General features: G+C 59.8%; 16 protein-coding genes and 1 pseudogene. 11 read left to right on the top strand and 6 right to left on the bottom strand.

Features of this window, described 5'->3' with window-relative positions; genetic code table 11:
• Positions 1-14 precede the first annotated feature (14 nt).
• From ACZ1HA_RS15275 to ACZ1HA_RS15265, 3 genes are all read right to left on the bottom strand, one after another.
• Positions 15-1649 (bottom strand): ABC transporter transmembrane domain-containing protein, encoded by a 1635-nt coding sequence (locus tag ACZ1HA_RS15275; protein ID WP_472714492.1) that lies wholly within the window; start codon positions 1647-1649, stop codon positions 15-17.
• Positions 1650-1711: 62 nt separating this feature from the next.
• Positions 1712-6919, bottom strand: a complete 5208-nt coding sequence (locus ACZ1HA_RS15270) for a beta strand repeat-containing protein (protein ID WP_472714491.1) — start codon at positions 6917-6919, stop codon at positions 1712-1714.
• Positions 6823-10803, bottom strand: coding sequence for a beta strand repeat-containing protein (locus tag ACZ1HA_RS15265; protein ID WP_472714490.1), 3981 nt, complete (start codon positions 10801-10803; stop codon positions 6823-6825). The genes ACZ1HA_RS15270 and ACZ1HA_RS15265 overlap by 97 nt, the downstream gene beginning before the upstream one ends.
• 230 nt (positions 10804-11033) lie before the next feature.
• On the opposite strand from ACZ1HA_RS15265, the gene ACZ1HA_RS15260 reads away from it, so the two are divergent.
• The gene (locus ACZ1HA_RS15260) at positions 11034-12296 is read left to right on the top strand and encodes a glycosyltransferase (RefSeq protein WP_472714489.1); all 1263 of its coding nucleotides are present in this window, start codon (positions 11034-11036) and stop codon (positions 12294-12296) included.
• Positions 12297-12352: 56 nt separating this feature from the next.
• On the opposite strand, the gene ACZ1HA_RS15255 is transcribed toward ACZ1HA_RS15260, so the two are convergent.
• Positions 12353-12649: a DUF1330 domain-containing protein gene (locus ACZ1HA_RS15255; RefSeq protein WP_472714488.1), complete on the bottom strand. Its 297-nt coding sequence runs from the start codon at positions 12647-12649 to the stop codon at positions 12353-12355.
• Positions 12642-13340: a GntR family transcriptional regulator gene (locus ACZ1HA_RS15250; RefSeq protein ID WP_472714487.1), complete on the bottom strand. Its 699-nt coding sequence runs from the start codon at positions 13338-13340 to the stop codon at positions 12642-12644. The genes ACZ1HA_RS15255 and ACZ1HA_RS15250 overlap by 8 nt, the downstream gene beginning before the upstream one ends.
• Before the next feature lie 102 nt (positions 13341-13442).
• On the opposite strand from ACZ1HA_RS15250, the gene ACZ1HA_RS15245 reads away from it, so the two are divergent.
• The 5 genes from ACZ1HA_RS15245 to ACZ1HA_RS15225 are packed head-to-tail and all read left to right on the top strand — an operon-like array spanning position 13443 to position 18262.
• Positions 13443-14045 (top strand): amino acid synthesis family protein, encoded by a 603-nt coding sequence (locus tag ACZ1HA_RS15245; protein WP_472714486.1) that lies wholly within the window; start codon positions 13443-13445, stop codon positions 14043-14045.
• Positions 14017-14829 (top strand): alpha/beta fold hydrolase, encoded by an 813-nt coding sequence (locus ACZ1HA_RS15240; protein WP_472714485.1) that lies wholly within the window; start codon positions 14017-14019, stop codon positions 14827-14829. The genes ACZ1HA_RS15245 and ACZ1HA_RS15240 overlap by 29 nt, the downstream gene beginning before the upstream one ends.
• On the top strand, positions 14826-15743 hold the full coding sequence (locus tag ACZ1HA_RS15235; RefSeq protein WP_375229771.1) for a flavin reductase: 918 nt from the start codon (positions 14826-14828) through the stop codon (positions 15741-15743). The genes ACZ1HA_RS15240 and ACZ1HA_RS15235 overlap by 4 nt, the downstream gene beginning before the upstream one ends.
• Positions 15744-15747: 4 nt before the next feature.
• Positions 15748-16785: an LLM class flavin-dependent oxidoreductase gene (locus ACZ1HA_RS15230; protein WP_375229772.1), complete on the top strand. Its 1038-nt coding sequence runs from the start codon at positions 15748-15750 to the stop codon at positions 16783-16785.
• Positions 16786-16795: 10 nt separating this feature from the next.
• Positions 16796-18262, top strand: a complete 1467-nt coding sequence (locus ACZ1HA_RS15225; RefSeq protein WP_472714484.1) for an aldehyde dehydrogenase — start codon at positions 16796-16798, stop codon at positions 18260-18262.
• Positions 18263-18292: 30 nt separating this feature from the next.
• On the opposite strand, the gene ACZ1HA_RS15220 is transcribed toward ACZ1HA_RS15225, so the two are convergent.
• Positions 18293-19177, bottom strand: a complete 885-nt coding sequence (locus ACZ1HA_RS15220; protein ID WP_472714483.1) for a helix-turn-helix domain-containing protein — start codon at positions 19175-19177, stop codon at positions 18293-18295.
• Positions 19178-19302: 125 nt separating this feature from the next.
• Between ACZ1HA_RS15220 and pobA the strand changes: the two genes are divergently transcribed.
• The 5 genes and pseudogenes from pobA (at position 19303) to pcaG (ending at position 22851) form a co-directional block, all read left to right on the top strand.
• Positions 19303-20487, top strand: coding sequence for a 4-hydroxybenzoate 3-monooxygenase (pobA, locus tag ACZ1HA_RS15215; protein ID WP_472714482.1), 1185 nt, complete (start codon positions 19303-19305; stop codon positions 20485-20487).
• 3 nt (positions 20488-20490) lie between these two features.
• Positions 20491-20958: pseudogene (locus ACZ1HA_RS15210) on the top strand (alpha/beta fold hydrolase); the annotation flags it as partial.
• A gap of 213 nt (positions 20959-21171) precedes the next feature.
• Positions 21172-21573 carry a 4-carboxymuconolactone decarboxylase gene (gene pcaC, locus ACZ1HA_RS15205; protein WP_472715336.1) on the top strand — a complete coding sequence of 134 codons (402 nt, stop codon included), beginning with the start codon at positions 21172-21174 and terminating at the stop codon, positions 21571-21573.
• Positions 21566-22291, top strand: coding sequence for a protocatechuate 3,4-dioxygenase subunit beta (gene pcaH / locus ACZ1HA_RS15200; protein WP_472714481.1), 726 nt, complete (start codon positions 21566-21568; stop codon positions 22289-22291). Before pcaC ends, pcaH begins: the two co-directional genes overlap by 8 nt.
• Positions 22291-22851 carry a protocatechuate 3,4-dioxygenase subunit alpha gene (pcaG, locus tag ACZ1HA_RS15195; protein ID WP_472714480.1) on the top strand — a complete coding sequence of 187 codons (561 nt, stop codon included), beginning with the start codon at positions 22291-22293 and terminating at the stop codon, positions 22849-22851. Before pcaH ends, pcaG begins: the two co-directional genes overlap by 1 nt.
• The last annotated feature ends 76 nt before the right edge of the window (positions 22852-22927 follow it).

Here is a 22927-nt window from a genome sequence, read left to right as displayed (position 1 = left end):
GCTTTTCCATCGCCTCACATCTCCGCCAGTACTGGAGAGCCGCTGGACAGCAGGTCCAGCGTATGCGTGGCAAGTGCCATATAGGAAGGCCGGTTGGTGACGAGGATCAGAATGTGATCTGCCGACCGCCCTTTGAGCCAGTTCAGCATTTTCTGGTCGGTTTCGTGGTCGAGCCCTGAGTTAGCAGTCTGGAAGACGACAACATCAGGCGAGGTCACCAGACCGCAGATATTGGTTGCGATCCTTTGTGCTGATTGTGGCAAACCATCATTGTCCGCGCGGACCTGTGTCAGCAGCCCTTTTGGGCTCTGCCGCATGATTTTCTGCAGCCCGAGATCCCGGGCCAGAGTGAGGGCGGCATCCCGGTTTTTCTCGGGCCGAAAGGCGCAGATATTGCTGAAAATGCTGCCTTCCAGCAGATGGGAGTCTTCCGACAGCAGGCGGATCCGGTCCTGCCGGTCCTGAAGCCTGTAGTTTTCCAGTGCTCTACCGTTCACTTCGATTGTGCCTTCATCCAGCGCGAGTTCACCCAGGAAGAGGCGCACAGCGGCAGCTACTCTACTTTGCTCTTCACTGCGCAGCAAAAGGCAGTGCCCGGGCCGAAGACAGAGGTTGATATTCTTCAGAACAATGTCCGTATCGTTGGCGGGGAGGGTGGTAACATTTCTGAATTCCAGCGTTTTCACCGCGGGCAATGGCAGCAGGCCGTTTTCCCGCTGCGGTAACTCAGCCAGAGCCTGAAAGTCCTGTGTGCTTTGCCGTGTGCTTTCGAGACCCGAGAGATATCCTTCTACCCGCAGGACGGGCTGCACGATCCGGCCACTGAGCACGACCACGGCAGCAAGGACGCCAATACTGGCCTGTCCGTTCACCACGAGGTATCCAGCCGTTGCGGCCGTCACGAGAGGAACGAGGTTTCCGATTGCTGCGGTCAGACCCTGGGCCTGATGGATTCCCCGGGTCATGTCGCGGGTCTGTGTTGCCGAGCGTGCCAGCAGGCGTTCCTGCCTCCGATTCATCAGTTCGCCGATCTGGAGGGCGCGCACAGACCGGATCCCTTCCAGAACTTCGCTGAAAAAACTGTAACGCCGCGCTTCTGTCTCCAGGCGTTCATGGCGTGAATAATCAATCCTGCGTCTCAGATAACCGAGTACGACGAATGTGATCAGCAGTGTGATGGTCACCGTCAGCGCCACGATGGGAGACAGAACCGCCATAACCAAAAGAAAAATGCCCGCGAAAGGCAGATCAAGCATTGCCGCGGCAGCGCCATCTGCGCGCTGGCTCCGCAAGCGGTCTATGGCCGTCATCTGTGTTACCAGCGTGCCACTGTCCACTTTTCGTCGCTTCGCGGGGTCTTCCATGATCAGGGACCAGAAAGTCCTTTTGTACGCACGCTCCTCAAACCGCGCGGCGAAGAAGGCCAGCAGGCGCGCGCGTGACAGGCGCAATGCTGCATCAATTATGAGTGCTGCTGCGACCATTGCCGCCAGCACGATCAGTGTTTCGTGTGCCTGATTGGGGATGACACGGTCGTATATCTGGAGCATTGCCAGCGGCACGGCCAGTGACAACAGATTTGCGACCAGCGACGCCGCAAGGATCGCCGGGTCCCATGTTACAGATCTCAGTACTGACAGTTCACTCATTAAGCTGCTCCAGACACAGCTTAGTAGCCATCAGACCTTAAATTTAAGCTAATTCAGTGCGTTCACCAGGTGACACGTTCAAGGTCGGTGAAGGAAACTGATCCGCCATCATCGAAGGTGACGATACCGGATGCGTCGCTCGAAAGTTCCAGGACGCCACTGTTGAGAGACGTGACGCTGTGTCCTCCGTCCAGCACGAGCGTCCAGCCGTCCCCATCCACGGTGTCACCGCTGACGGAGGTTGCACCAGCGCCTATGCCGTCCAGCTGAAGCACATCAGTCCATGAGCTGCCACCGTCTACTGTGTCGTTGCCCTGCATGGCCGCGACGGTAAAGGCATCATTGCCGGAGCCGCCAGAGAGGAAATCATCCCCCGATCCGCCGATAATCTGGTCGTCACCGTCATTTGTGAAGACCGACGCGCCGGAGGTGTGACCGCCGAGGTCAACCGTGTCATCGTAGTAGGTGCCGTCAATGGCTTCGATTCCCGTGAAGGTGCCGTCCGCGCCGCCGGAGCCGGTGTAATTATAGGAGCCCGCGCCGTCCCCGGTGAAGGCGACATTGAGGTTTTCCCAGCCGACAAAGTCAAGGACATCGGTCCCTGCGCCGCCGTCGACGGAATCCGTTTCAGCAGATTCGGATATCTCAATGCGGTCATCACCAGCGCCGGCATCGATCGTGTCATCTCCCCATCTGCCCTGGATCACATCGTTCCCGTCGCCACCGTTAATCAGGTCGTCGCCGCCATTACCATAAAGGGTGTCATTTCCACCGCCGCCGTCAATTGTATCGGACCCGTCGCCTCCCGAAACGTAGTCGTTCCCGTCGCCGGTATTCAGGCCCAGACCACTGGAATCGTTCCAGGCATCGATGGTGTCATCGAATGCCGTGCCTTCGATGTTTTCGATATTGGTGAAACCGGCCGTTCCGGAACCAACGGTGACGTCACCCGCTTCGTTGCCGGAAAACACGACGCGCATCCCATTGGTGCTTTCACCGGCGCCAGAGAGCGTATCGTTGTCTGTACCACCTTCGCCACCGTCAATGGTATCGGTCCCGGAAGTGGTGGAAGACACATAGATCAGATCAGCATCATCGCCACCGTTTATAAGATCACTGCCTTCTCCGCCTGTGAGCGTATCATTGCCCGCACCACCGGACAGGATGTCATTGCCATCAAGGCCGGAGATTTTGTCGTCCCCTCCGGATCCGACAATTGTATCATTGCTGCTGGTGCCGATAATTTCGTCAACACCGATCAGCGTCACACCGGTGAAATCGAAATCGGCTGCCGCCCATCTGGTGCCCAGCTCCTCGCCGGAAATTGCGCTGCCATCAATGATCTCGAAGCCATCAGCGGCAGAGAATGTGCTCTGGATGCGGTACGTGTCGTTTGAACCGTCATCTTCCAGGACAATTCTGTCCGTACCGGATGTGCCGCTGTCTGTCAGCGTATTGGGCGCACCCCCATCAGTGGAGTTCAGGAACACGATGTCCGACCCTTCACCACCGTCCACGGTGTCATTGTCCCGCTTGCTGTAGATTACGTCGTCACCGGCACCGCCAAAGATCGAGTCTTCCTGATTTGTGCCAGTAATGGTGTCATTGCCGGCACCGGCATCGAGCGTGATCCCGACGTTGTCCGCCGAGGCATCCACCACATCCGCCTGGTCCGTCAGGACGAGACGTTCAATCTCGGAGAAGGTGATCGTATCGGAGCCATCGGTGATCGTCCCTGCTTCGTTGCCGGTGTATGTCACCGTGACCGGGCCGGTCAGGGCGGAAAGGTCGATAAAGTCATCATCCGTGCCGCCTTCGCCGCCGGTGATGGTGTCGTTGCCGAAGCTGTCCGCGACAATGAAAGTGTCGGCGTCATCGCCCCCGAGGAGAGTATCATTTCCCGTTCCGCCAGAGATCAGGTCTTCCCCGCCACCGCCGACAATGTAATCATTGCCCGCACCGCCTTCGAGAACGTCGTTGCCGGTGTCGCCAGAGTCATCTCCGGCGATGTAGTCGTTGCCAGCGCCGCCGCGCAGCGTATCGTCGCCGAGATCTCCTTCGATCCAGTCATCATGTGCTGAGCCGATGATCTCACTGCCGACCGTGCCGCCGGTTACAAAAACGTTGGTACCATGGCTCGCGGTCGTCAGGTCAATCACATAGTCACCGTCGTCTAGGTAAAACTCGTCAACCAGTGAGAAGTTCGTCCCGTCGGCCAACGTCGCGGAGCCACCCGCCGCATCATAGCGGACTTCAAGGTAGTTCGCCGCGTTGTCACCAAAGACAGAATCGTCCGTGTCGAGGTAGACTTGGTGGGAATCTGCATATGCGTAGACGACATCGGCGTCACCGATCCCATCTCCAAGGCGAATATTGGCATAGCCCGCACCATCGGTTGCATAAACGGTATCGCTGCCGGTACCGCCAAAAATACGCGCACCTCCTGCACCGGTATGAAGCACGTCGTCCCCTGCTTCGCCGTAAATACTGTCAAAGCCGAGGCCGCCGTCTATTGTGTCGCTACCAGAGCCGCCAATGACCGTGTCAGCTCCATCACCTGCGTCGACAGATACACCGATACTGTCCGATGTGGAATCCACCACATCGGCCTGATCTGTCAGGACTAACCTCTCGACCTCGGAGAATGTGATCGTGTCGGTGCCGTCTGAAATTGTGCCGGCCTCGTCGCCGGTATAGGTGACCGTTACCGGACCGGTCAGCGCGGAGAGATCAACGACATCGTCATCTGTGCCGCCTTCACCGCCCGTGATCGTGTCGTTGCCGAAACCGTCCTCGACGAGGAAACTGTCTGCATCGTCGCCGCCGTCGAGCACGTCAGCACCGGCACCACCAGCGATGGTGTCCGCTCCGGAATCACCAGTGACCGTATCATCGCCTGCGCCGGTTGCGACCGAGTCGTCGCCTGAATCCGCATCCACAGCGTCGTCACCGGCCCCGCTCAGCACGGTGTCGTCGCCGGAGTTCATGTCGAACACGCCGCCATCAGAGTCGAGCGTTGCATCAATGCTGTCGTTGTTGATGGTGCCGCGGATCACTTCGATCTCAGAGAACTCTCCGCTTGCGCCGCCCGCAGACGTAAAGGTGCCTGCGCCGTCGCCGGTGAAGTTGGCAGTGAAACCCGCGATAGCACCCTCATTGAAATCGAGCGTGTCTTCGCCTGTGCCGCCAATGACGGTTACTGCACCATCGTCGGCATCGACGTCGAACCGGTCATTGTCCGCGCCACCATCGAGCGTGTCATTGCCTGTGCCCGAACGAAGTTCGTCGTCACCGTCACCGCCGCGGAGACTGTCGTCACCTTCATCTGCGTATAGAGTATCGTTGCCCGCGCCGCCTTCCAGGGTGTCGTTACCCCCATCGCCATCGAGCGTGTCATCGCCGGCGCCACCGACAAGGGAGTCGTTTCCGTCGAGCCCATCAATGAAATCATCACTCGTTGAGCCAATGATCGTATCGCTGTTGTTTGTACCCTCGATCTCGTCGATGTCGATCAGGGTGATGCCGGTGAAATCGAAATTGGCGTTCGCGTCGTTTGTCGTCAGCGTGTCGTCGGCAGCAGCACTGCCGTCGATGATCTCAAAGCCCTGCGCCGCCGAGAAATCACCCTGCATGGCATAGGTGCCCGGACCCGAGTCAAGCACGATTTGGTCCGTGCCTGTGGTCCCGCTGTCCGTCAGGACATTCGTCGCGCCAGAGTCGCGGTCGTGGAAATAAACGGTATCGGAATCCTCGCCACCATCGACCGTATCACCGTCCCTGCCGCTGTAAATCGCGTCTTCGCCATCGCCGCCGTAAAACTGGTCCGCGCCTCTGCCTTCTCCGAAATCAAGGCCGTCAGAAAGTGTATCATTTCCGGCTTCGCCAAACACCGTATCGTCGCCATGACCCGAAAAAACGAGGTCATCGCCATCGCCGCTGCTGATAACGTCGCCGCCGTCGCCACCCGTGATGGTATCGGCCCCGCCAAGCGCCGTGATGTCGATCCCGGCCGTATCCAGACGAGCATCTACGACGTCCGCGTGTTCCGTCAGAATCAGCCGCTCAACCTCTGAGAAGGTGATCGTATTCGTGCCATCAGTGATCGTTCCCGCCTCGTCTCCCGTGTAGGTCACAGTGACCGGGCCCGTGAGCCCCGAGAGGTCGATCACATCGTCGTTTCCACCTGGCGAGGTGGTATCTTCTCCGCCGATGATCGTATCGTTGCCGAACCCGTCCTCGACTATGAAGGTGTCGGCGCCTGCGCCGCCTTCCATCGAGTCGTCATCTTCTCCGCCAACGAGCGTATCGTCGCCCACTCCGCCGATCAGGGTGTCGAAGCCCGCACCACCGACCATGCTGTCGCCGTTGCTCTGCCAGGACGCATTCTGCGGTGTGGTCGTCGCTCCCGATACGATGCTGTCGTTCCCGGCGCCGCCGTCCAGCGTATCGCTGTCGGTCGTATCGAACTCGTTGCCGCCTATGATCGTGTCGTTACCTTCGCCGCCATAGATTTCCTGACGCTGGTTTCCGCCTTCGATCAGGTCATTACCGTCTTCGCCATAAATGAGGACGTTGTCTTCGGACCCGTCAAAGTATGTGATGCTGTCGTCGCCCGCGCCGCCGTAAATGGTGTCAAAGTCGCGATAGACAAGAGTATCGTTCCCGCCGCCACCTTCGAGCAGGTCTGCGCCGCCGGCGCCGCCATAGAGGTAATTCGCCTGGCCATCGCCTGTAAGGGTATCGTTCCCGGATCCCCCGATAACAGTCTCGATACCGGAATAGCTGTTACCCCATTGGTCTGATCCGGCCACAAGATCGATATCGAAATCGAAGAACCTGACATCAGTCTCATCAATCTGGAAGGTGTCATTGCCGTTTCCGCCAATGAAGATGTCTCCGGTGCCATCATCATAACTCGCAAGGAATGTGTCATCACCCTCACCACCATCGAGGGTGTCTTTTCCGTCACCGCCCTCAATGTGGTCGTTTCCACCTCTGCCTTCGATGTTTACACCGGCAGTATCCCAACCTGCGTCCACGCTGTCATCGAAATCCGTCAGGATCAGCCGCTCTATTTCAGAGAAGGTGATCGTGTCGGTGCCATCGGTAATCGCGCCTGCCTCGTCGCCGGTGTAGGTCACGGTGACCGGGCCGGAAAGCGCCGAGAGGTCGATCATATCGTCGTCGATGCCGCCCTCACCGCCCCTGATCGTGTCATTTCCGAAGCCGTCCTCAACGATAATAGTATCGTCGTCGTTCCCGCCGTCCACATTGTCGGCGCCGGTACCCCCTGGAGCACGTCACTCCCGGAGGAGCCACGGAGTATATCATTGCCCGCATCTCCGCGCAGCGTGTCATTGCCCGTTCCGCCGTCGATGGTGTCATTGTCGGCACCGCCACTCAGGTCGTCATCATTGTTCCCACCGTGAATGCTATCGTCGCCATCCCCGCCATCGACTGTGTCGTTTGATGCGCTTGAGAAAATCGTGTCATTACCCGCACCGCCATAGATGCTGTCACGTCCAAAAGTGTCCGAAACGTAATCATCGCCATCGCCTGCGTCGATTGAGTCGTCACCATGCCAGTCGGTGATCGTATCGTTGCCCGCGCCGCCCAGAAGTGTGTCGTTGCCCCAGCCACCAGTCAGGCTGTCGGCGCCTTCACCGCCATCTATGGAATCGTTTCCATCGCCGGCATAAACGGTATCGTCGCCCGTCTGGCCGAGAATGGTGTCGTCCCCTGCCTCTGCATCGATATTGTCCGCACCTGCACCTCCGTCAACGCTGTCGCTGCCGGTACCGGACCAGATCACATCGTCACCGTCATTGCCCGCAACTGTATCGTCGCCCGCGCCTGTGAACAGATTGTCGCCGCCAATGCCACCGGTCACGCTGTCTGCACCACCCTCGGTGGAGACCAGAACGCCCGAGCTGTCGCTGCTGGCATCAATGACGTTGTCACCGCTTACGCCAAAAACTTCCTCGACGCTCTCAAAGGTACCGGACCCGCCGTCTGCGGTTGTAAAGGTGCCCTGACCATCACCCGTGAAACTGACGGTCGCTTCCGTGCCATCAAAAACGACCGCGTCGTCCTGCGTACCCCCACGTATGGTGTGGCCGGTGCCGGAGGTGTCAGTGATCACAAAAGTATCGTTTCCTGAGCCGCCTTCGAGAGTATCGGACCCTGCTGAGGCCACCAGCTCGTCATCGCCATCACCGGCATCAATGTTCACACCCTGGGTGTCAGCGGTTGCGTCCACCACATCCGCGCCGTCCGTCAGGATCAGCCGCTCAACTTCCGAGAAGGTGATCGTGTCGGCCCCATCCGTGATCGTTCCGGCTTCATCACCGGTATAGGTTACCGTGACCGGGCCGCTCAGCCCCGACAGGTCGATGACGTCATCATCTGTGCCGCCTTCTCCACCGGTGATCGTGTCATCGCCGAAACCATCTTCGAGAATGAACGTATCGGCGTCGTTGCCACCATCGACGGTGTCGTTGCCGGTGCCGCTGCGGATTGTATCATTCCCGTCGCCGCCATGCAGAGAGTCGTTTCCACTGCCGCCGTCAATCGTGTCTCTGTGCCGCCCGCCCGTGACAGTATCCTGTCCATCGCCGCCACTGATTTCGTTACGGCCGCCGGCAAGGCTGATGACATCATCACCGTCGCCGCCGAAGACTGTATCACTCGACCCGGCATCGTTTTCAGAAGAGACAATCGTATCGTTGCCCGTGCCGCCATCGACCCAATCGTCGTCGCCAAAGCTGGTGACCGCATCTATCGTGATGGAATCGTCACCTGCACCACCGGATATGCTGTCGCCCTGGTCGCCACCGATCAGGGTATCGTTTCCGCTGCCGCCGGTCAGGGTATCTTCTCCGCGTCCGCCCTCGGCAATCACGCCAACGCCGTCAGCGGTTGCATCCACGCTGTCGTTCTGGTCCGTCAGAATGACCTGCTCAACATCTGAGAAGGTCAGGGTGTCCGAGCCATCCGTGATCGTCCCTTCCTCATCACCGGTGTAGGTGACCGTCACGGGCCCAGAGAGGCCGGACGTATCGATGACGTCGCTGTCATTGCCGCCACCGCCGCCTGAGAAGGTGTCGTTTCCGAAACCGTCTGTCAGAACCAGCGTGTCGGCGTCATTTCCGCCGAGGATGCTGTCATCGCCGGCACCGCCGTCCAGAGTATCTGCGCCATCAGAACCGATCAGCGTATCATTCCCGGCACCACCGGACAGGCTGTCATTGTCCTGACCGCCGGTCAGACTGTCGTTTCCGTCACCGCCATCAAGGCTATCGGATCCTTCGCTGCCCAGCAGCGTGTCAGCCCCTGTGCCGCCGTCAATCTGGTCATCTCCTGCAGCGCCGATCAGGCTGTCGTCGCCTGTGCCGCCAGAAATGGTATCGTCTCCGCCTGCGGCGTTGACGGTGTCATTGCCGGTGCCGCCCGACACAAGATCATCGCCTGCTCCGGATGTCAGGCTGTCATCGCCAGCACCGCCCGAGACCGTGTTGTTGCCTTCACCAGCTGAGATCGTGTCATTGCCGTCACCGCCGTCAATCACATCATTGCCGTTCCCGCCCGAAACGGAATCCTGTTCAGATGTGCCGGTAACTGTCTCGCCGGTGTTCCCAGCGGTGTATGCACCCTGAAAATCAACGACGTTGATTGTCAGAACTTCGTCATAGATTGCACCGGCCTGATCGAAGGTCCGTACGGTGAGATTAAAGCTGCTGTCGGTTTCGAAATTGATGTCCTGACCCGCCCGGACGCGGATCTCATTGCCCACAATCTCGAATTTCCCGGATGGATCGGACACCAGGCTGTAGGTGTGAGTGTTACCGGCATTTGAATCGACGGTAGCAAGTGTTGCGACCGTTTCGCCGGATGGATCGTAGGCGGCTGTTATTGAACCACCGTCATCCACGCTCTCGTTGACTGTGCCGCCCGTCATAATGATGTCTGTGGGCGCTGTGTTTGTCACGATCGCTGCCGCAATGTCACCATCTGCGAAGCGGAACACTTCGGCCCCTGTGACGGTATCGTCACCGTCCGGTGCACCGGACCGGTTATCCGAGACAGTGACGCCATCACTTGTTTCGGTGATCGTATAGTCATCCCGGTTGCCGGAAAATGAAACCGTGTCTGATCCGTCGCCACCCGAAAGCAGGTCATCGCCGCCATCAGCCATCAGCAGATCGTCGCCTGTGCCGCCAGAAAGGGTGTCATTGCCTGCGCCACCGCTGATCTGATCATCTCCGGACCGTCCGGCGATGAAATCGTCTCCCGCGCCGCCGCCGGCCGTGTCATTGCCCGCACCGGTGTCAATGCGCATGCCTGCACTGTCAGCGCCACCGATGACAACATCTGCAAAATCGGTGAGGTCGAGCTGCTCAATCCCGTTGAAGGTGATTGTGTTTGTGCCGTCCGTGATCTGTCCGGCCTCATCGCCGGTGTAGGTGACAGTGACAGGGCCGGAAAGCGCATCCAGATCAATTTTGTCCTGATCCAGGCCATCTTCGCCACCGTCAATCGTGTCGTCATCAAAGTTGTCCTCGATGACAAATGTATCGTTGCCGTCTCCCTGTGGTACCGGTTCCTGAGCTGCCATCGTCGCTTCCGCTTCTGTGTCAGCGGCATCGTCAGAGCGGGCAGATTGCTGTGTTTCACCTGGTGTATCAGGTTGAACCTGTGCGGCAGCGGATACCTCAGGTGCTTCCGGTTCGTCCGGTTCTGATCGGGAAGGGGGCACCGTGCCAGCGGCCTGTGCGGCAGGCGCAGTGGATGTTTGCGGCGTCTGCGTATCAGGGGTGTTGCCCGATGCCCGCACACCACCTGTGCCCGGCCCGGCTGCAGATTGGACCGCTTCAGATATGTCTGCAAACTCACCTCCAGAAGCAGGGGCTGCGCCCGGTTCTTCGGGTTTTGCGGAGGATGGATCTTCTTCGGGAATCTGTGTCTGAGCGTCGGCCTGATCAAATACGGAAAGAGCGCCCAGAAACGATGCCCCGGCTGCGCCGACCTGCGCGTCGGCACCACCGGTTGAGCCCTGGTTCTGCAGCGTTGCAGATTCTTTTTCCGATTTTGATTTCAGCTCTGCCGCCACGCGTGCATTCGCACCGGCGCCAGGCTTCGCTGACCCATCACTCATTACCAAATTCCACTCACCATGCGCGGCAAACAACGCCGCAGCGCCCGCATAAGAGAGCAAAACTGTTAACAGGAGGTAAAAAAACGGCCTTACCCGGCCCACTGCTGCAGGTCAGGCGGGCTGGATCGTTCTATTGTTCTGATAACTTAAGATAAATCTTTGCGCGTTATTCCCAGGCCGGAGACATCAATTCGGCTGGCGGGAATATTCACGCAGAAAGTTACCGGTTCATGAAGATTCTGTTCATCCATAAAAACTTTCCCGCGCAGTTCGGACGATTCGCCACATGGCTGGCGGAACAGGGATGGGATGTTACCTATGCGACGGCGCGGCAGGGCGTGCGGTCGGCGGACATGCGGATCGTCAATTTCCGCGAGCATCGCGCGCCGTCATCCGGCACACATCACTACCTGACCGGAACCGAACGCGCCGTCATCGCCGGCCAGGGTATGGTACGCACCGCAATTTCACTGCAGGAGAGCGGTTACCGGCCGGATATCGTTGTCGCTCATTCCGGCTGGGGCGTCGGGTTCTACGTTAAGGATGTCTGGCCGGACGCAAAATACGTGCAGTACGCAGAGTGGTACTACAATTACCCGCACGCGGACGGGACACCCTATTTCAAGGCGCAGCACCCCGTGGAAGAAAGCGCCAGAGCCCGTACCCGCAACGCTCCGTTCTGGCTGGATTTCAGCGCTGCAGACGCAACCATCTGTCCGACCGAATACCAGGCCTCGACCTTTCCGCCAAAGGCGCGAGACTACATTACGGTGCTGAGTGATGGCTTTGATACAAGGGCGCATTGCCCCGGGCCACGCGATCTGTCCTTTCCGGAAGCGGCGGGTATCCCTGATGATGCAAAACTGGTCACTTACATTGCCCGAGGCATGGAGCCGACCCGCGGCTTCCCCGAAGTGATGAGGGCTGCGGAACGGCTGCTGGCAACAAGACCGGATACACATGTCGTTATTATTGCAGGCGACCGCGTGGCGTATGGTCCACAAAACGACGGGCCGTCGTGGAAAGAACGGATGCTCGCAGAGCTGGAGATAGACCCCTCGCGTCTGCATTTCACGGGTCTTGTGCCACGATCGGCGATGATCGGCTTTCTCCGGGCATCTGATGCCCATCTTTACCTGTCTGCACCCTTTGTTCTGTCCTGGTCCTTTGTCGAGGCAATGGCCTGCGCCGCACCCATTGTCGGCGCCCGGTCGGCGCCGGTCGAGGAATTCATGACCCACGAGGAGCATGGGCTGCTGGTCGATCCCTACAATACAGATGAAGTCGCGGAAGCTGTTTTGCGACTTCTGGATGACCCTGGATATGCCCGTCGTCTCGGCAATGCCGCCCGTGAAAAAGCAGTTGCGGGCTATGACGGGGAAACGGTTGCGTTTCCACGCGCCGCAGGTTTTTTGAGCGACCTGGTTGAAAACGGCGGCCTGACAGCCGGTGACAAACCTGCCGCGGCATCCTGTACAAAACGGGCAGGCTGATCCGCGAAATCAACACTGTCAGCTGACCGGCGTGCGGGCGCGAACAGGTCCCGGGTTCACCCGTCCGAAAGGCCCTCTGCAATCACAACATGTGCGTGGCACGCACCTTCCCGGTTCTGCCGTGCAGACTGGTATGCAGCCGAACGGTAGCAGGCCAGCGCGCGTTCCATACTGTCAAATTCGATCACGACATGCCGTTGCCATGCATCGCCCTCCAGAGTGACGGCTTCACCGCCGCGTGCCAGAAACCTTGCGCCATATTCGGCGAAAGCTGCCGGGGCATGCTGCTGGTACCCGGCATAGCGTTCCGGGTCAGTTACTGTCACCAGAGCGATCCAGTACCCTTTAGCCATCTTCGGTCTCCTCCGGGTCTTCCAGAAAGGGGCGTGCTGTGCGCGCGGCGTCTGCGATATGGGCCTCAACAGCGGCCCGGGCGGCGTCCGCCGAACCACTCAGGATCGCTGCGTGGATATCCCGAAGATGCTCAATGCCCGGGCGCGACCGGTCCCGCGCGGCGATGGTCAGGGCGCGAAGCCGGCTGATACGGCCATTCAGTCTCTGAACAATCTCCCAGGCGATATCGTGCCCGGCGGCCTCAAAGATGAGTTCGTAAAAGCGTGTGGTGGCCTGCAGCAGCCCGGACCACTGGGTGTCATCCAGTTTGGTCTCCAGATGTCGCAGAGCACTGGTAAGTTCAGCGGCAAATGCGTCGTCGTGGGCGTCAGCACATGCCGCAGCGGCCGATCCCTCCAGCTGGCGGCGGATTTCGTAGATCTGCTCTGCCTGATCACGGCTCAGCGTCGCTACGACCGGTCCGCGGTTGGGCAGTATCTCAACCAGACCTTCTGCCTCAAGAAAACGGATCGTTTCACGGACAACCGTCCGGCTCACGCCGAGCTGTTCGCACAGCGGGCGCTCCACCAGGCGTTCGCCAGGGGCAAAGTGCCCGTCGATAATCGCCTCCCGCATCCGTGCCTGCACAATGTCGCGCAGGGTCTGCGGCGCCTGTTCGATTTTTCTCAGAACTGTCCCGGAAGCTGCCATGCGTCTGCATACCAATGCAGGTGCGCCGGAACAAGGATTATTGACATATGGTATGATGGTATACCATATTCGCACAGTATTAAAATCTGACCGGAATCGCATATGCCCGCTGACATCAGAAAAACTGTGCTGAATGTTGAAACGACCCTTGTGGAAGGTGGAAAGAAAGCACCAACGCCGCTCCGGATGATCGCTGCGATGGCTGTGATCCGGAACCCCTGGGCCGGCCAGGGCTTTACCGAGGATCTTTCACCGGCAATCCGCGACTGTGCGCCAGGTCTGGGCGCGTTGCTGACCGGAATGATCCTTGATGCAGCGGGCGGGGGCGACGTTGTGGAAGCCTATGGAAAGTCCGCAGTGGTCGGGCTGAACGGTGAGGTCGAGCACGCCTCTGCGCTTATTCACACTCTGCATTTTGGCAACCACTACAGAAACGCGGTTGGCGCGAAATCCTATCTGTCGTTCTGCAATACCCGGGGGCCGGCGAACGCGCCGGTCATGATCCCGCTGATGGACAAACATGATGCCGGCCGCCGGTCACATTATCTGACCATCCAGACATCCATCCCGGACGCACCTGCCGCGGACGAAATCCTGATTGCGCTCGGGGCTTCGGTCGGCGGGCGGCCGCATCACCGGATCGGTGATCGATATCAGGACCTCAGAGAGCTTGGCCATGACGTTGACAACCCTGCAGCTGTCTGAGAGCGGGCGCACCGTTGCTCTGCGTTCGGCGGGGCAGGGCGAGCCGCTTGTTCTCATTCACGGCGTGGGCATGCAGTCAGCAGCCTGGGCGCCCCAGATCGCGGCCTTTTCTGAAACACACCGTGTGATAGCGGTCGATATGCCGGGTCATGGTGGCAGCGAACCGTTGCCACATGACTGCCGTCTGCCGGATTTCGTCGCCTGGTGCGGGGATGTGCTGGACACGCTGGGCCAGGGTCCGGTCAATCTGGCCGGGCATTCCATGGGCGCTTTGATCGCCGGAGGTGTGGCTGCCACGCAACCTCAGCTGGTCCGGCGCGCAGCGTTGCTGAATGGTGTCTACAGGCGCAGTGAAACGGCCCGCCAGGCGGTGCTGGACCGGGCTGGCGACATCCGAAACGGACGGATGGATCTGGAAACGCCCCTGGCCCGGTGGTTTGGGTCGTCCCCTGCCGAAGAAGCGGCCAGGGCAAAGGTTGCCCACTGGCTGGGCACGGTCGAGACCGACGGATATGCCACAGCATATGAGGCCTTTGCGCATGGCGACGCTACTTATGCGCCGGCCTTTGGCCAGATTGCCTGCCCCTTTCTTGCAATCACCGGCGAAGGTGATCCGAATTCGACACCGGACATGGCGCGGCAGATGGCATCCCTGGTTCCCGGCGGGAAATCCGCAGTAATTGCCGGGCACCGGCATATGATCAACCTGACCGCCCCGGACGAGGTGAACGCGCACCTGGCCGCCTGGCTGGCCCGCACGCTGCATCCGGAGGCTGTTACATGACCCAACCAGACCCACGCGCACTCCGCTCAGCATTCGGAACATTCATGACCGGCGTTACCGTTGTCACATCGCTGGACGGCGACGGAAACCCGGTTGGTTTTACAGCTAACTCCTTCAGTTCGGTATCCCTCGATCCACCGCTCCTGCTCGTCTGTCTCGCGAAATCTTCGAGCAATTATGATACTCTCACGCAGGCGAAAGGGTTCGCTGTGAATGTCCTGTCTGCGGACCAGACGGAAGTTTCAAATACCTTCGCGCGTCCGGTCGAGGACAGATTTGCGTCGGTTCAATGGCAATCCGGCCCGTTTGGCTCCCCGGTTCTGGAAGGCGTCAGCGCCTGGTTTGACTGCAGCATGCACAATACTGTGGAGGCCGGTGATCACATCATTCTGATCGGCCAGGTGCAGGGGTTCGACAGCACGCCGGCACCAGGTCTCGGTTACGTGCGCGGCGCCTATGTTATCCCATCGATCGGCGAGGAACTGCTGGCGTCCGGGACAGACCTGATCGTGTCGGCAATCATCCTGCGGGACAGGCATGTGCTGCTGGTGGACAGCGGCACAGGCGGTGCGGGGCTGCCGGAAGCATTGGTGCAGGCAGATGGTGCATCCGCTGCCGTGCGACGTCTTATTGCATCCACCGGGCTCACGGCAGAGCCGGGCTTCGTGTATTCAGTCTTCGAGGATCCTGCGCGGCGCAGGCAGCATATTTCCTTTCTGTGCCACGCCGGTGAGGGAGCTCCGGACGCCGGGACTTTTGTGCCACTGAGCCCGACAGCACTGGACGACGTGGCGGATCCGGCCATTCTGTCGATGCTGGAACGGCTGGCACGTGAGACCAGCCTCGGTCAGTTTGGAGTGTATTCCGGAAATCAGAACAGTGGCGAAGTGCGCCCGGTTTCGCAGGGAGGATAGGCGGATGCGGTTTTCATTGTTTGTGCACATGGAACGCACGGACCCGGATCAGGACCAGCGCGCGCTTTATGATCAGTTTGTGGCGCTCGCCAAAATCGCTGACGCGGGCGGGATGCATGCGGTCTGGACGGGTGAGCATCACGGCATGGATTTCACAATCGCGCCCAATCCCTTTCTGAACCTTGTGGACCTAGCCCGGCAGACCAAGAACGTTCGCCTTGGGACGGGGACCATTATCGCGCCGTTCTGGCATCCGATCCGACTGGCTGGTGAGGCAGCCATGGCAGATCTGATCACCGACGGTCGGCTGGATCTGGGCATCGCGCGCGGTGCGTATAGCTATGAATACGAGCGGATGGTGCCGGGTATGGATGCATGGGACGCCGGGTTGCGCATGCGCGAACTGGTCCCGGCGGTTCAGGCGCTGTGGCGCGGTGATCACGCACTTGAAGGCACGTATCACAGCTTTCCCGAGACCACGTCTTCGCCTAAGCCGGTGCAGCAGGACGGCCCGCCGATATGGGTTGCGGCGCGCGATCCAAACAGCCATGAATTCGCTGTCTCCAACGGCTGTCATGTGCAGGTGACGCCGCTGTGGCAGGGGGACGAGGAAATCGCCCGGCTGATGCAGACGTTCGAAGAGGCCTGCGCAAAGTTCCCGGATATTCCACGACCGGAGATCATGCTGCTGAACCACACCTATATTGCGTCTGACGCGGTAGATGCGCAGCAGGCCGCAGAAGAGATCAACCGTTTCTACTGCTATTTCGGGGCGTGGTTCAAAAACGAGCGACCCGTGTCACAGGGGCTGATTCAGCCCTTGTCGGATGAGGAAATCGCGGCCCACCCATTCTATTCTGCTGAAGCGATGATGCGGGACAATGTTATCGCGACACCGGACGCAGCGATTGACCGTCTCCGGACTTATGCCGACATGGGGTATGACGAGTATTCCTTCTGGATCGACAGTGGTATGAGTTTCGAGCGGAAAAAGGCCTCGCTGGAACGGTTCATCGCAGATGTGATGCCAGCGTTTGCCTGAAGGATCGGATATGCAGCAGTTTCAGCAATACATCGGCGGCGTTTTCTCGGATGGGAGCGCGCGATTTGAGAGTATTGATCCGGCCAGCGGCAAACCCTGGGCGATGATGCCGGAGGCCAGAGGCCCCGATGTGGAGGCTGCGGTATCTGCTGCGCGTGCCGCGTTCCGGTCGCCTGACTGGGCGGGGATGACAGCCACGGCGCGGGGCAGATGCCTGCTGAGGCTCGCGGACATGATTGCAGAAAATGCGCCACGGCTTGCCGAACTTGAAACGCGTGATACGGGCAAGATCATTCGCGAAACATCGGCGCAGATCGCCTATGTTGCCGAATACTTCCGATACTATGCCGGTCTTGCCGACAAGATCGAAGGAGCGCATCTGCCGATCGACAAACCGGATATGGAGGTCTGGATGCGCCGCGAACCGGTTGGCGTTGTTGCAGCGGTGGTGCCTTGGAACTCGCAGCTTTTCCTGTCTGCTGTCAAAATCGGGCCTGCGCTTGCGGCAGGCTGTACTGTCGTTCTGAAAGCGTCCGAGCAGGGGCCTGCCCCGATGCTGGAATTTGCGCGAATTTTCGACCAGGCGGGTTTTCCGCCGGGTGTTCTGAATGTCATCACCGGTTTTGGTCCTGAGTGCGGCGCAGTGCTCAGCAGCCACAGGGACGTCGACCACGTGGCCTTTACCGGCGGTCCGGAGACGGCGAGGCACATCGTGCGAAACTCTGCCGAAAATCTTGCATCAACATCGCTGGAGTTGGGGGGCAAATCGCCGTTCATCGTTTTTGCAGATGCGGATCTGGAAAGTGCGGTGAATGCGCAGGTGTCGGGCATTTTTGCCGCCTCAGGTCAGAGCTGTGTCGCAGGGTCACGCCTCGTGATCGAAGACAGTATCTGTGATGCTTTTCTGACGCGCATCCGTGAAAAAGCAGAGGCAGTGGTGATCGGCGCGCCGGATGATGCAGCCACGGAAGTGGGGCCCCTGTGCACGGTTGCGCAGGTCGAACGCGCGACAGACCTGGTACGGCGGTCTGTGGCCGCTGGAGCGGAGATTGTAACCGGAGGTGCGCCGTCTGACAGGGATGGGTTCTATTTCCCTCCGACTGTTCTGGATTGCCGGAACGCGCCGGATGCCCCCTGTCTGACCGAAGAGTTTTTCGGCCCAGTGCTCTCCGTGGTGAGCTTTGACAGCGAGGCCGAAGCGATCGCCATTGCGAATGACAGCGACTATGGTCTGGCTTCGGGCGTGTTCACACGGGATCTGACCCGGGCCCACCGGATGATCCGGGGCATCAATGCGGGCATCGTCTGGGTGAACACCTATCGCGCTGTCAGTCCGATTGCGCCCTTTGGCGGGCATGGTCTGAGCGGGCATGGCCGGGAAGGCGGGCTGCAGGCCGCGCTGGATTATACAAAGGTCAAAACGGTCTGGCTGCGCACCAGTGACGATCCGATCCCCGACCCATTTGTTATGCGCTGAACGCGGGGCGGGTTAGCCGCGAATCAGGTTTCAGCTGCCGACACGCATCCGAAATCCGCCGGGTGTCATGCCTGTCTGTTTTTTAAAGGTTCTGCAGAAAAAAGCAGGGTCACGATACCCGGAACGCTGGGCGATCTCTGCCACCGGGTGCCGGGTGAATTCGAGCAGACGCCGTGCCTCAACAAGCCTGCGCTGACGCACAAGCGCATTGGGCGACGCATTCAGCAAGCGGCGGCAGATGCGCGTCAGGTGTGCTGGTGAGACGCCCGTGCGGCTGGCATACTCTCCGACCGACCATGGTTCCTGAAAATGAAGTTCCAACAGGTCGCAGAACCGCTGAGCCTGCTGTTCATGAAGGGTGAGTTCATGCACATCTACAGGCCGCGCGCCTGCAAGCCCTGTCTGAAGTGAGGACTGGCAAAGCAGAACCAGCAACCGCGCGAGCGTACACAGCGTCTCGTTCCCCGCGGGCCGGACATCAGCAAATACGCGTTGTGCCTGCCGGGTGACGCTGCGCAGATCATCAAAGAACGGGCAGGTGTCTTCGGTCAGGAGTGTCGCGCCGTGATCCGGCAGCAGCGAGATGCGCGACACGGTATCTGCATCCAGTGCTTCGAGAGCCAGCGTCAGGACGTCTCCTTCGGTGTTGTCCGGAAACCGGAAGCCGTGGGGCGTTCCGGGTGGCACAAACAGCGCCGAAGGCCGGGTTGTCCGGTATCGTGTTTCCGCCAGTGTGATTTCGATGCCAGCCGTCTCAAACAGGAAGAACTGGGCCAGATGTTTGTGCCTGTGAAGTCGGATTGTCCAATCGTGTGGTGCGCTCCGTTCCCGGACGCGTTCGCAGTGCACCGGGTCCCGGGACGCACCGGAGAGCAGATTTCCATATAAATCATAGTTTGGGATAGGGCGTGGCATGAGGTCGATCCGGGGTCAGCATGCGTTGTGTGACTGAATAGTGCAATAACATGGCTGGGAAGTCCATTTTCTGACCGGACCCACGCCCCTAAAATCGGACGCTGATGCGAAAGCGAAGGGGCGATATGACAAAGACGATAAGGACCTCCGTCTGCATCATTGGGTCCGGGCCGGGTGGCCTGTTGCTGTCCCAGTTGCTTGCCGGCCAGGGGATTGAAACCGTTCTGATCGACCGGCAGGACGAGGCGCATATCGAGGGGCGTATCCGCGCGGGGGTGCTGGAACAGGGAACGGTTGACGCGCTTGAGGAGGCAGGTGTCGCAGAACGCCTGCATCGCGAAGGGCTGCAGCACGACGGTTTTGAACTTGCGTTTGACGGCGACAGACACCGTATCGATCTGCAGGCGCTGACGGGCTGTTCAGTGACTGTTTACGGGCAGACGGAGGTCACGCGCGATCTTTTTGCCAGCCGCCATCAGCAGGCCCAGCAGTTTTTCTTCAATGCACAGGATGTCCGGCCGGTCAGCCTGAAATCTGACAGGCCAGAGGTTCATTTTGTCTGTGACGGAAGGCCTTACATTGTCTCTTGCGATTTTGTCGCCGGATGCGACGGGTTTCATGGTGTTTCGCGCCAGGCCATTCCGCAAGATGTGCTGCGGACGTTTGAACGCGTCTATCCCTTTGGCTGGCTGGGCATTCTGGTGGATCGCCCGCCGGCGAGCCATGAGTTGATTTATGCAAACCACGCCCGGGGGTTCGCGCTGGCATCCATGCGGTCGGAAACCCGCAGCAGGTACTACGTCCAGTGCGGTGTGGGCGACACCGTGGATGACTGGTCCGATGAAAGGTTCTGGGAAGAATTCGCCGCCCGGCTTGGACCGGATGCAGCGCGCGGGCTGCAGACCGGCCCGTCATTTGAAAAGAGCATTGCGCCGTTGCGGTCGTTCGTTGCGGAGCCCATGCGGTATGGCCGGCTTTTTCTGGCGGGTGATGCCGCGCATATTGTGCCGCCGACCGGTGCCAAGGGTCTGAACCTCGCCGTGGCCGACGTGCGTCTGCTGGCCCGGGCCCTGTCCGAACACTACACAAACCACAATGATCACTACATCGAAACCTATTCCGAAACCGTGCTGCGGCGCGTCTGGAAGGTGGAGCGGTTCTCCTGGCAGCTGTCCAACCTGATGCACCAGTTTCCGGAAAACACAGCATTTGAGAAGCGGATGCAGCGTGCTGAGTTTGATTATCTGTGCAGTTCCGAGGCTGCTTCGCGTACGATAGCAGAAAACTATGTCGGCCTGCCGCTGGAGTAACGGATGGATGCAACGGAACTGAATGGAGGCCTGATCGCCTGGTCGCACTGCGCTTCGCCGGCGGGTACAGTGGTGTTTGTGAACCCGGCAGGGTGTGATCAGCGCTACTGGGATGGCGTTCGCGCCGGTCTGGACCGGGGGCTTGGCACGCTGACTTTCGATCACAGGGGGCAGGGGCTGAGCAGCGATCTTGCAGAAGGCGCAACAGCACCTAACCTGGCGCTGGATCTCGTGGCACTTCTGGAACATGCAGCACCCTCAAAGGTGGTACTGGTTGGTGACGCAGAGGGGGCCACTCTGGCGATGCTGGCCGCCGGTCTGCGTCCGGATATGATTTCGGCGCTGGTCCTGACGGCTCCGACTGTTCCCAAGGGGGAAACAAGTCCTGCAGGTTGGCTGTCAGACACTTTCATGGAGCGGTTTCCGGTGCGGACACAGCTCCTCGGGAACATGGTCCTGCAGAATAGCAGGTTCGGCGCAGACAGACTGCGGGCGGCAACTGGCGCGTTGGATTTGCGGGGCACCGCGTCGCAGGTAAAGCACCCGGTTTCTGTCGTGTCCGGACGCATGCCCCCGCCTGCCACCGAGGCCATGTCAGATGCACTGCAGGAGGGTCGGTTGATCACGCTGGACACCGACGCCCGGTGTCTTCCGGTGGAAGTCCCGGATGATCTTGCCCGGATCATCAGCGATGTGGCGTCACCGGTACTGCCCCGCAGTGCTGCGGGCGACGAAGTGCGCCGGTCTGTTCTGGGCGACGAACACGTGGAAAGGGCCCGGGCGCAGCAGACGGAATTCGACAACGCGTTTCAGTCGCTGATAACCGAAGGGGCGTGGGGGACGGTCTGGGCGAGCAATGCAATCACGCGACGCGAACGGTCAATGATCACGCTGGCCCTGCTGGCGGCATTGGGTAACTACGACGAAATACCCATGCACATCCGTGCGGCAGCGGTGACCGGGGCCAACAGGAAAGACATTGAGGAAGCATTTCAGCACGTCGCGGTCTACGCCGGCGTGCCGCGCGCAAATCATGCGATCCGGCTGGCGAAGGAAGTTTTCAGGGAGATGGACAGCGATGACTGAGGCGCCTTTCACCCGTCGGGACCTGAACTGGCATCCGCCAGCGCTGGCACCTGACTACCGGTCCAGCCGCTTGCGATCGCCGCAGCAGAAACTGCTGCACTATGCGCCGACGGTCACGGAAATGGCCGGGCCGGTTTTCGGACAGGAAATGCCTGGACCGCTGGATCATGATCTGCTGGTTAACTACGCGCGGAATGGCAGGACAGCACAGGGTGCCCGCATTCTTGTGCACGGGCGCCTGCAAGACGCAGATGGCAGGCCGCTGGCCGGCAAGCTGATTGAGATATGGCAGGCCAATGCCGGCGGCCGTTACAGACATAAGGCAGATGGATATACCGCACCGCTGGATCCGGATTTCGGGGGATGTGGGAGGTGCATTACCGACAGCGAGGGGCGTTACTCTTTCCGGACGGTCCAGCCTGGTCCGTACCCCTGGCCCAATGGCGGCAATGACTGGCGGCCAGCGCATATTCATTTCTCCGTTTTCGGGGATGGATTTGCACAGCGGCTGATCACCCAGATGTATTTTGAAGGTGACCCCCACATCTCACTCTGCCCGATTGTCCAGGCGGTGCCGTCGCAGGCCGCAGTTGACCGGCTGATCGCCCGTCTGGACATGGCCCGGACCGTTCCCATGGACATCCGCGCCTGGCGCTTTGACATTGTATTGCGCGGACGCGACGCCACGATGTTTGAGAACCAGCGGGAGGGGCTTTGATGGCTTCTGACAGGGAAACGCCGTCCCAGACGGCAGGCCCCTATGTACACATCGGCTGTATGCCGGCAAAAGCCGGCATCGACGGGATGTACGGTGGTGTTGATCCGGGATCGGCCATGATCCTCGGGCCATCAGCGGGCGAGGCGGTCACGCTGGAACTCGATATTCTTGATGGTGAAGATACCCCGCTGCGCGATGCGATGATCGAGATCTGGCAGGCCGGTCCCGAAGGCCGGTTCGGTGCCACGCAGAACTTCAGCAACTGGGGTCGGGCGGCCACTGATGCGGAAACGGGTATTGCGCGTTTTGAAACGCTGAAACCCGGAGCAGCGGGCGAACAGGCACCGCATATCCTGGTGTGGATCACCGCGAGGGGTATCAACCTTGGCCTGACGACGCGCATTTATTTCGCGGATGAAGCTGACCGGAATGCGCAGGATCCGGTGTATTGCCTCGCAAGGGAGCGTGCACTCACATTGGTAGCGGCCAGGACACCGGGTGGATATCGCCATACCATCCGCCTGCAGGGGGTCTCGGAAACCGTCTTTTTTGATGTGTGAGGCCGCAGAAATCTGCCTGTAGCCGGGCAACCGTTTGCTGCGCCCCGGAACCGAGGGGGCGCAGTTGTTTGTCATT

This window comes from Roseobacter sp. S87, assembly GCF_055693285.1.
This window is presented reverse-complemented; position numbering and strand designations above follow the sequence as displayed.

Excerpts from the sequence above, each read along its gene's own strand:
- pobA (WP_472714482.1), top strand. The coding sequence starts at position 19,303 with ATGACAAAGACGATAAGGACCTCCGTCTGCATCATTGGGTCCGGGCCG.
- pcaG (WP_472714480.1), top strand. The coding sequence starts at position 22,291 with ATGGCTTCTGACAGGGAAACGCCGTCCCAGACGGCAGGCCCCTATGTA.
- ACZ1HA_RS15255 (WP_472714488.1), bottom strand. The coding sequence starts at position 12,649 with ATGGCTAAAGGGTACTGGATCGCTCTGGTGACAGTAACTGACCCGGAA.
- ACZ1HA_RS15260 (WP_472714489.1), top strand. The coding sequence starts at position 11,034 with ATGAAGATTCTGTTCATCCATAAAAACTTTCCCGCGCAGTTCGGACGA.
- ACZ1HA_RS15230 (WP_375229772.1), top strand. The coding sequence starts at position 15,748 with ATGCGGTTTTCATTGTTTGTGCACATGGAACGCACGGACCCGGATCAG.
- ACZ1HA_RS15250 (WP_472714487.1), bottom strand. The coding sequence starts at position 13,340 with ATGGCAGCTTCCGGGACAGTTCTGAGAAAAATCGAACAGGCGCCGCAG.
- ACZ1HA_RS15245 (WP_472714486.1), top strand. The coding sequence starts at position 13,443 with ATGCCCGCTGACATCAGAAAAACTGTGCTGAATGTTGAAACGACCCTT.
- ACZ1HA_RS15265 (WP_472714490.1), bottom strand. The coding sequence starts at position 10,803 with ATGAGTGATGGGTCAGCGAAGCCTGGCGCCGGTGCGAATGCACGCGTG.
- ACZ1HA_RS15275 (WP_472714492.1), bottom strand. The coding sequence starts at position 1,649 with ATGAGTGAACTGTCAGTACTGAGATCTGTAACATGGGACCCGGCGATC.
- ACZ1HA_RS15240 (WP_472714485.1), top strand. The coding sequence starts at position 14,017 with ATGACGTTGACAACCCTGCAGCTGTCTGAGAGCGGGCGCACCGTTGCT.
- ACZ1HA_RS15225 (WP_472714484.1), top strand. The coding sequence starts at position 16,796 with ATGCAGCAGTTTCAGCAATACATCGGCGGCGTTTTCTCGGATGGGAGC.
- ACZ1HA_RS15220 (WP_472714483.1), bottom strand. The coding sequence starts at position 19,177 with ATGCCACGCCCTATCCCAAACTATGATTTATATGGAAATCTGCTCTCC.
- pcaH (WP_472714481.1), top strand. The coding sequence starts at position 21,566 with ATGACTGAGGCGCCTTTCACCCGTCGGGACCTGAACTGGCATCCGCCA.
- ACZ1HA_RS15235 (WP_375229771.1), top strand. The coding sequence starts at position 14,826 with ATGACCCAACCAGACCCACGCGCACTCCGCTCAGCATTCGGAACATTC.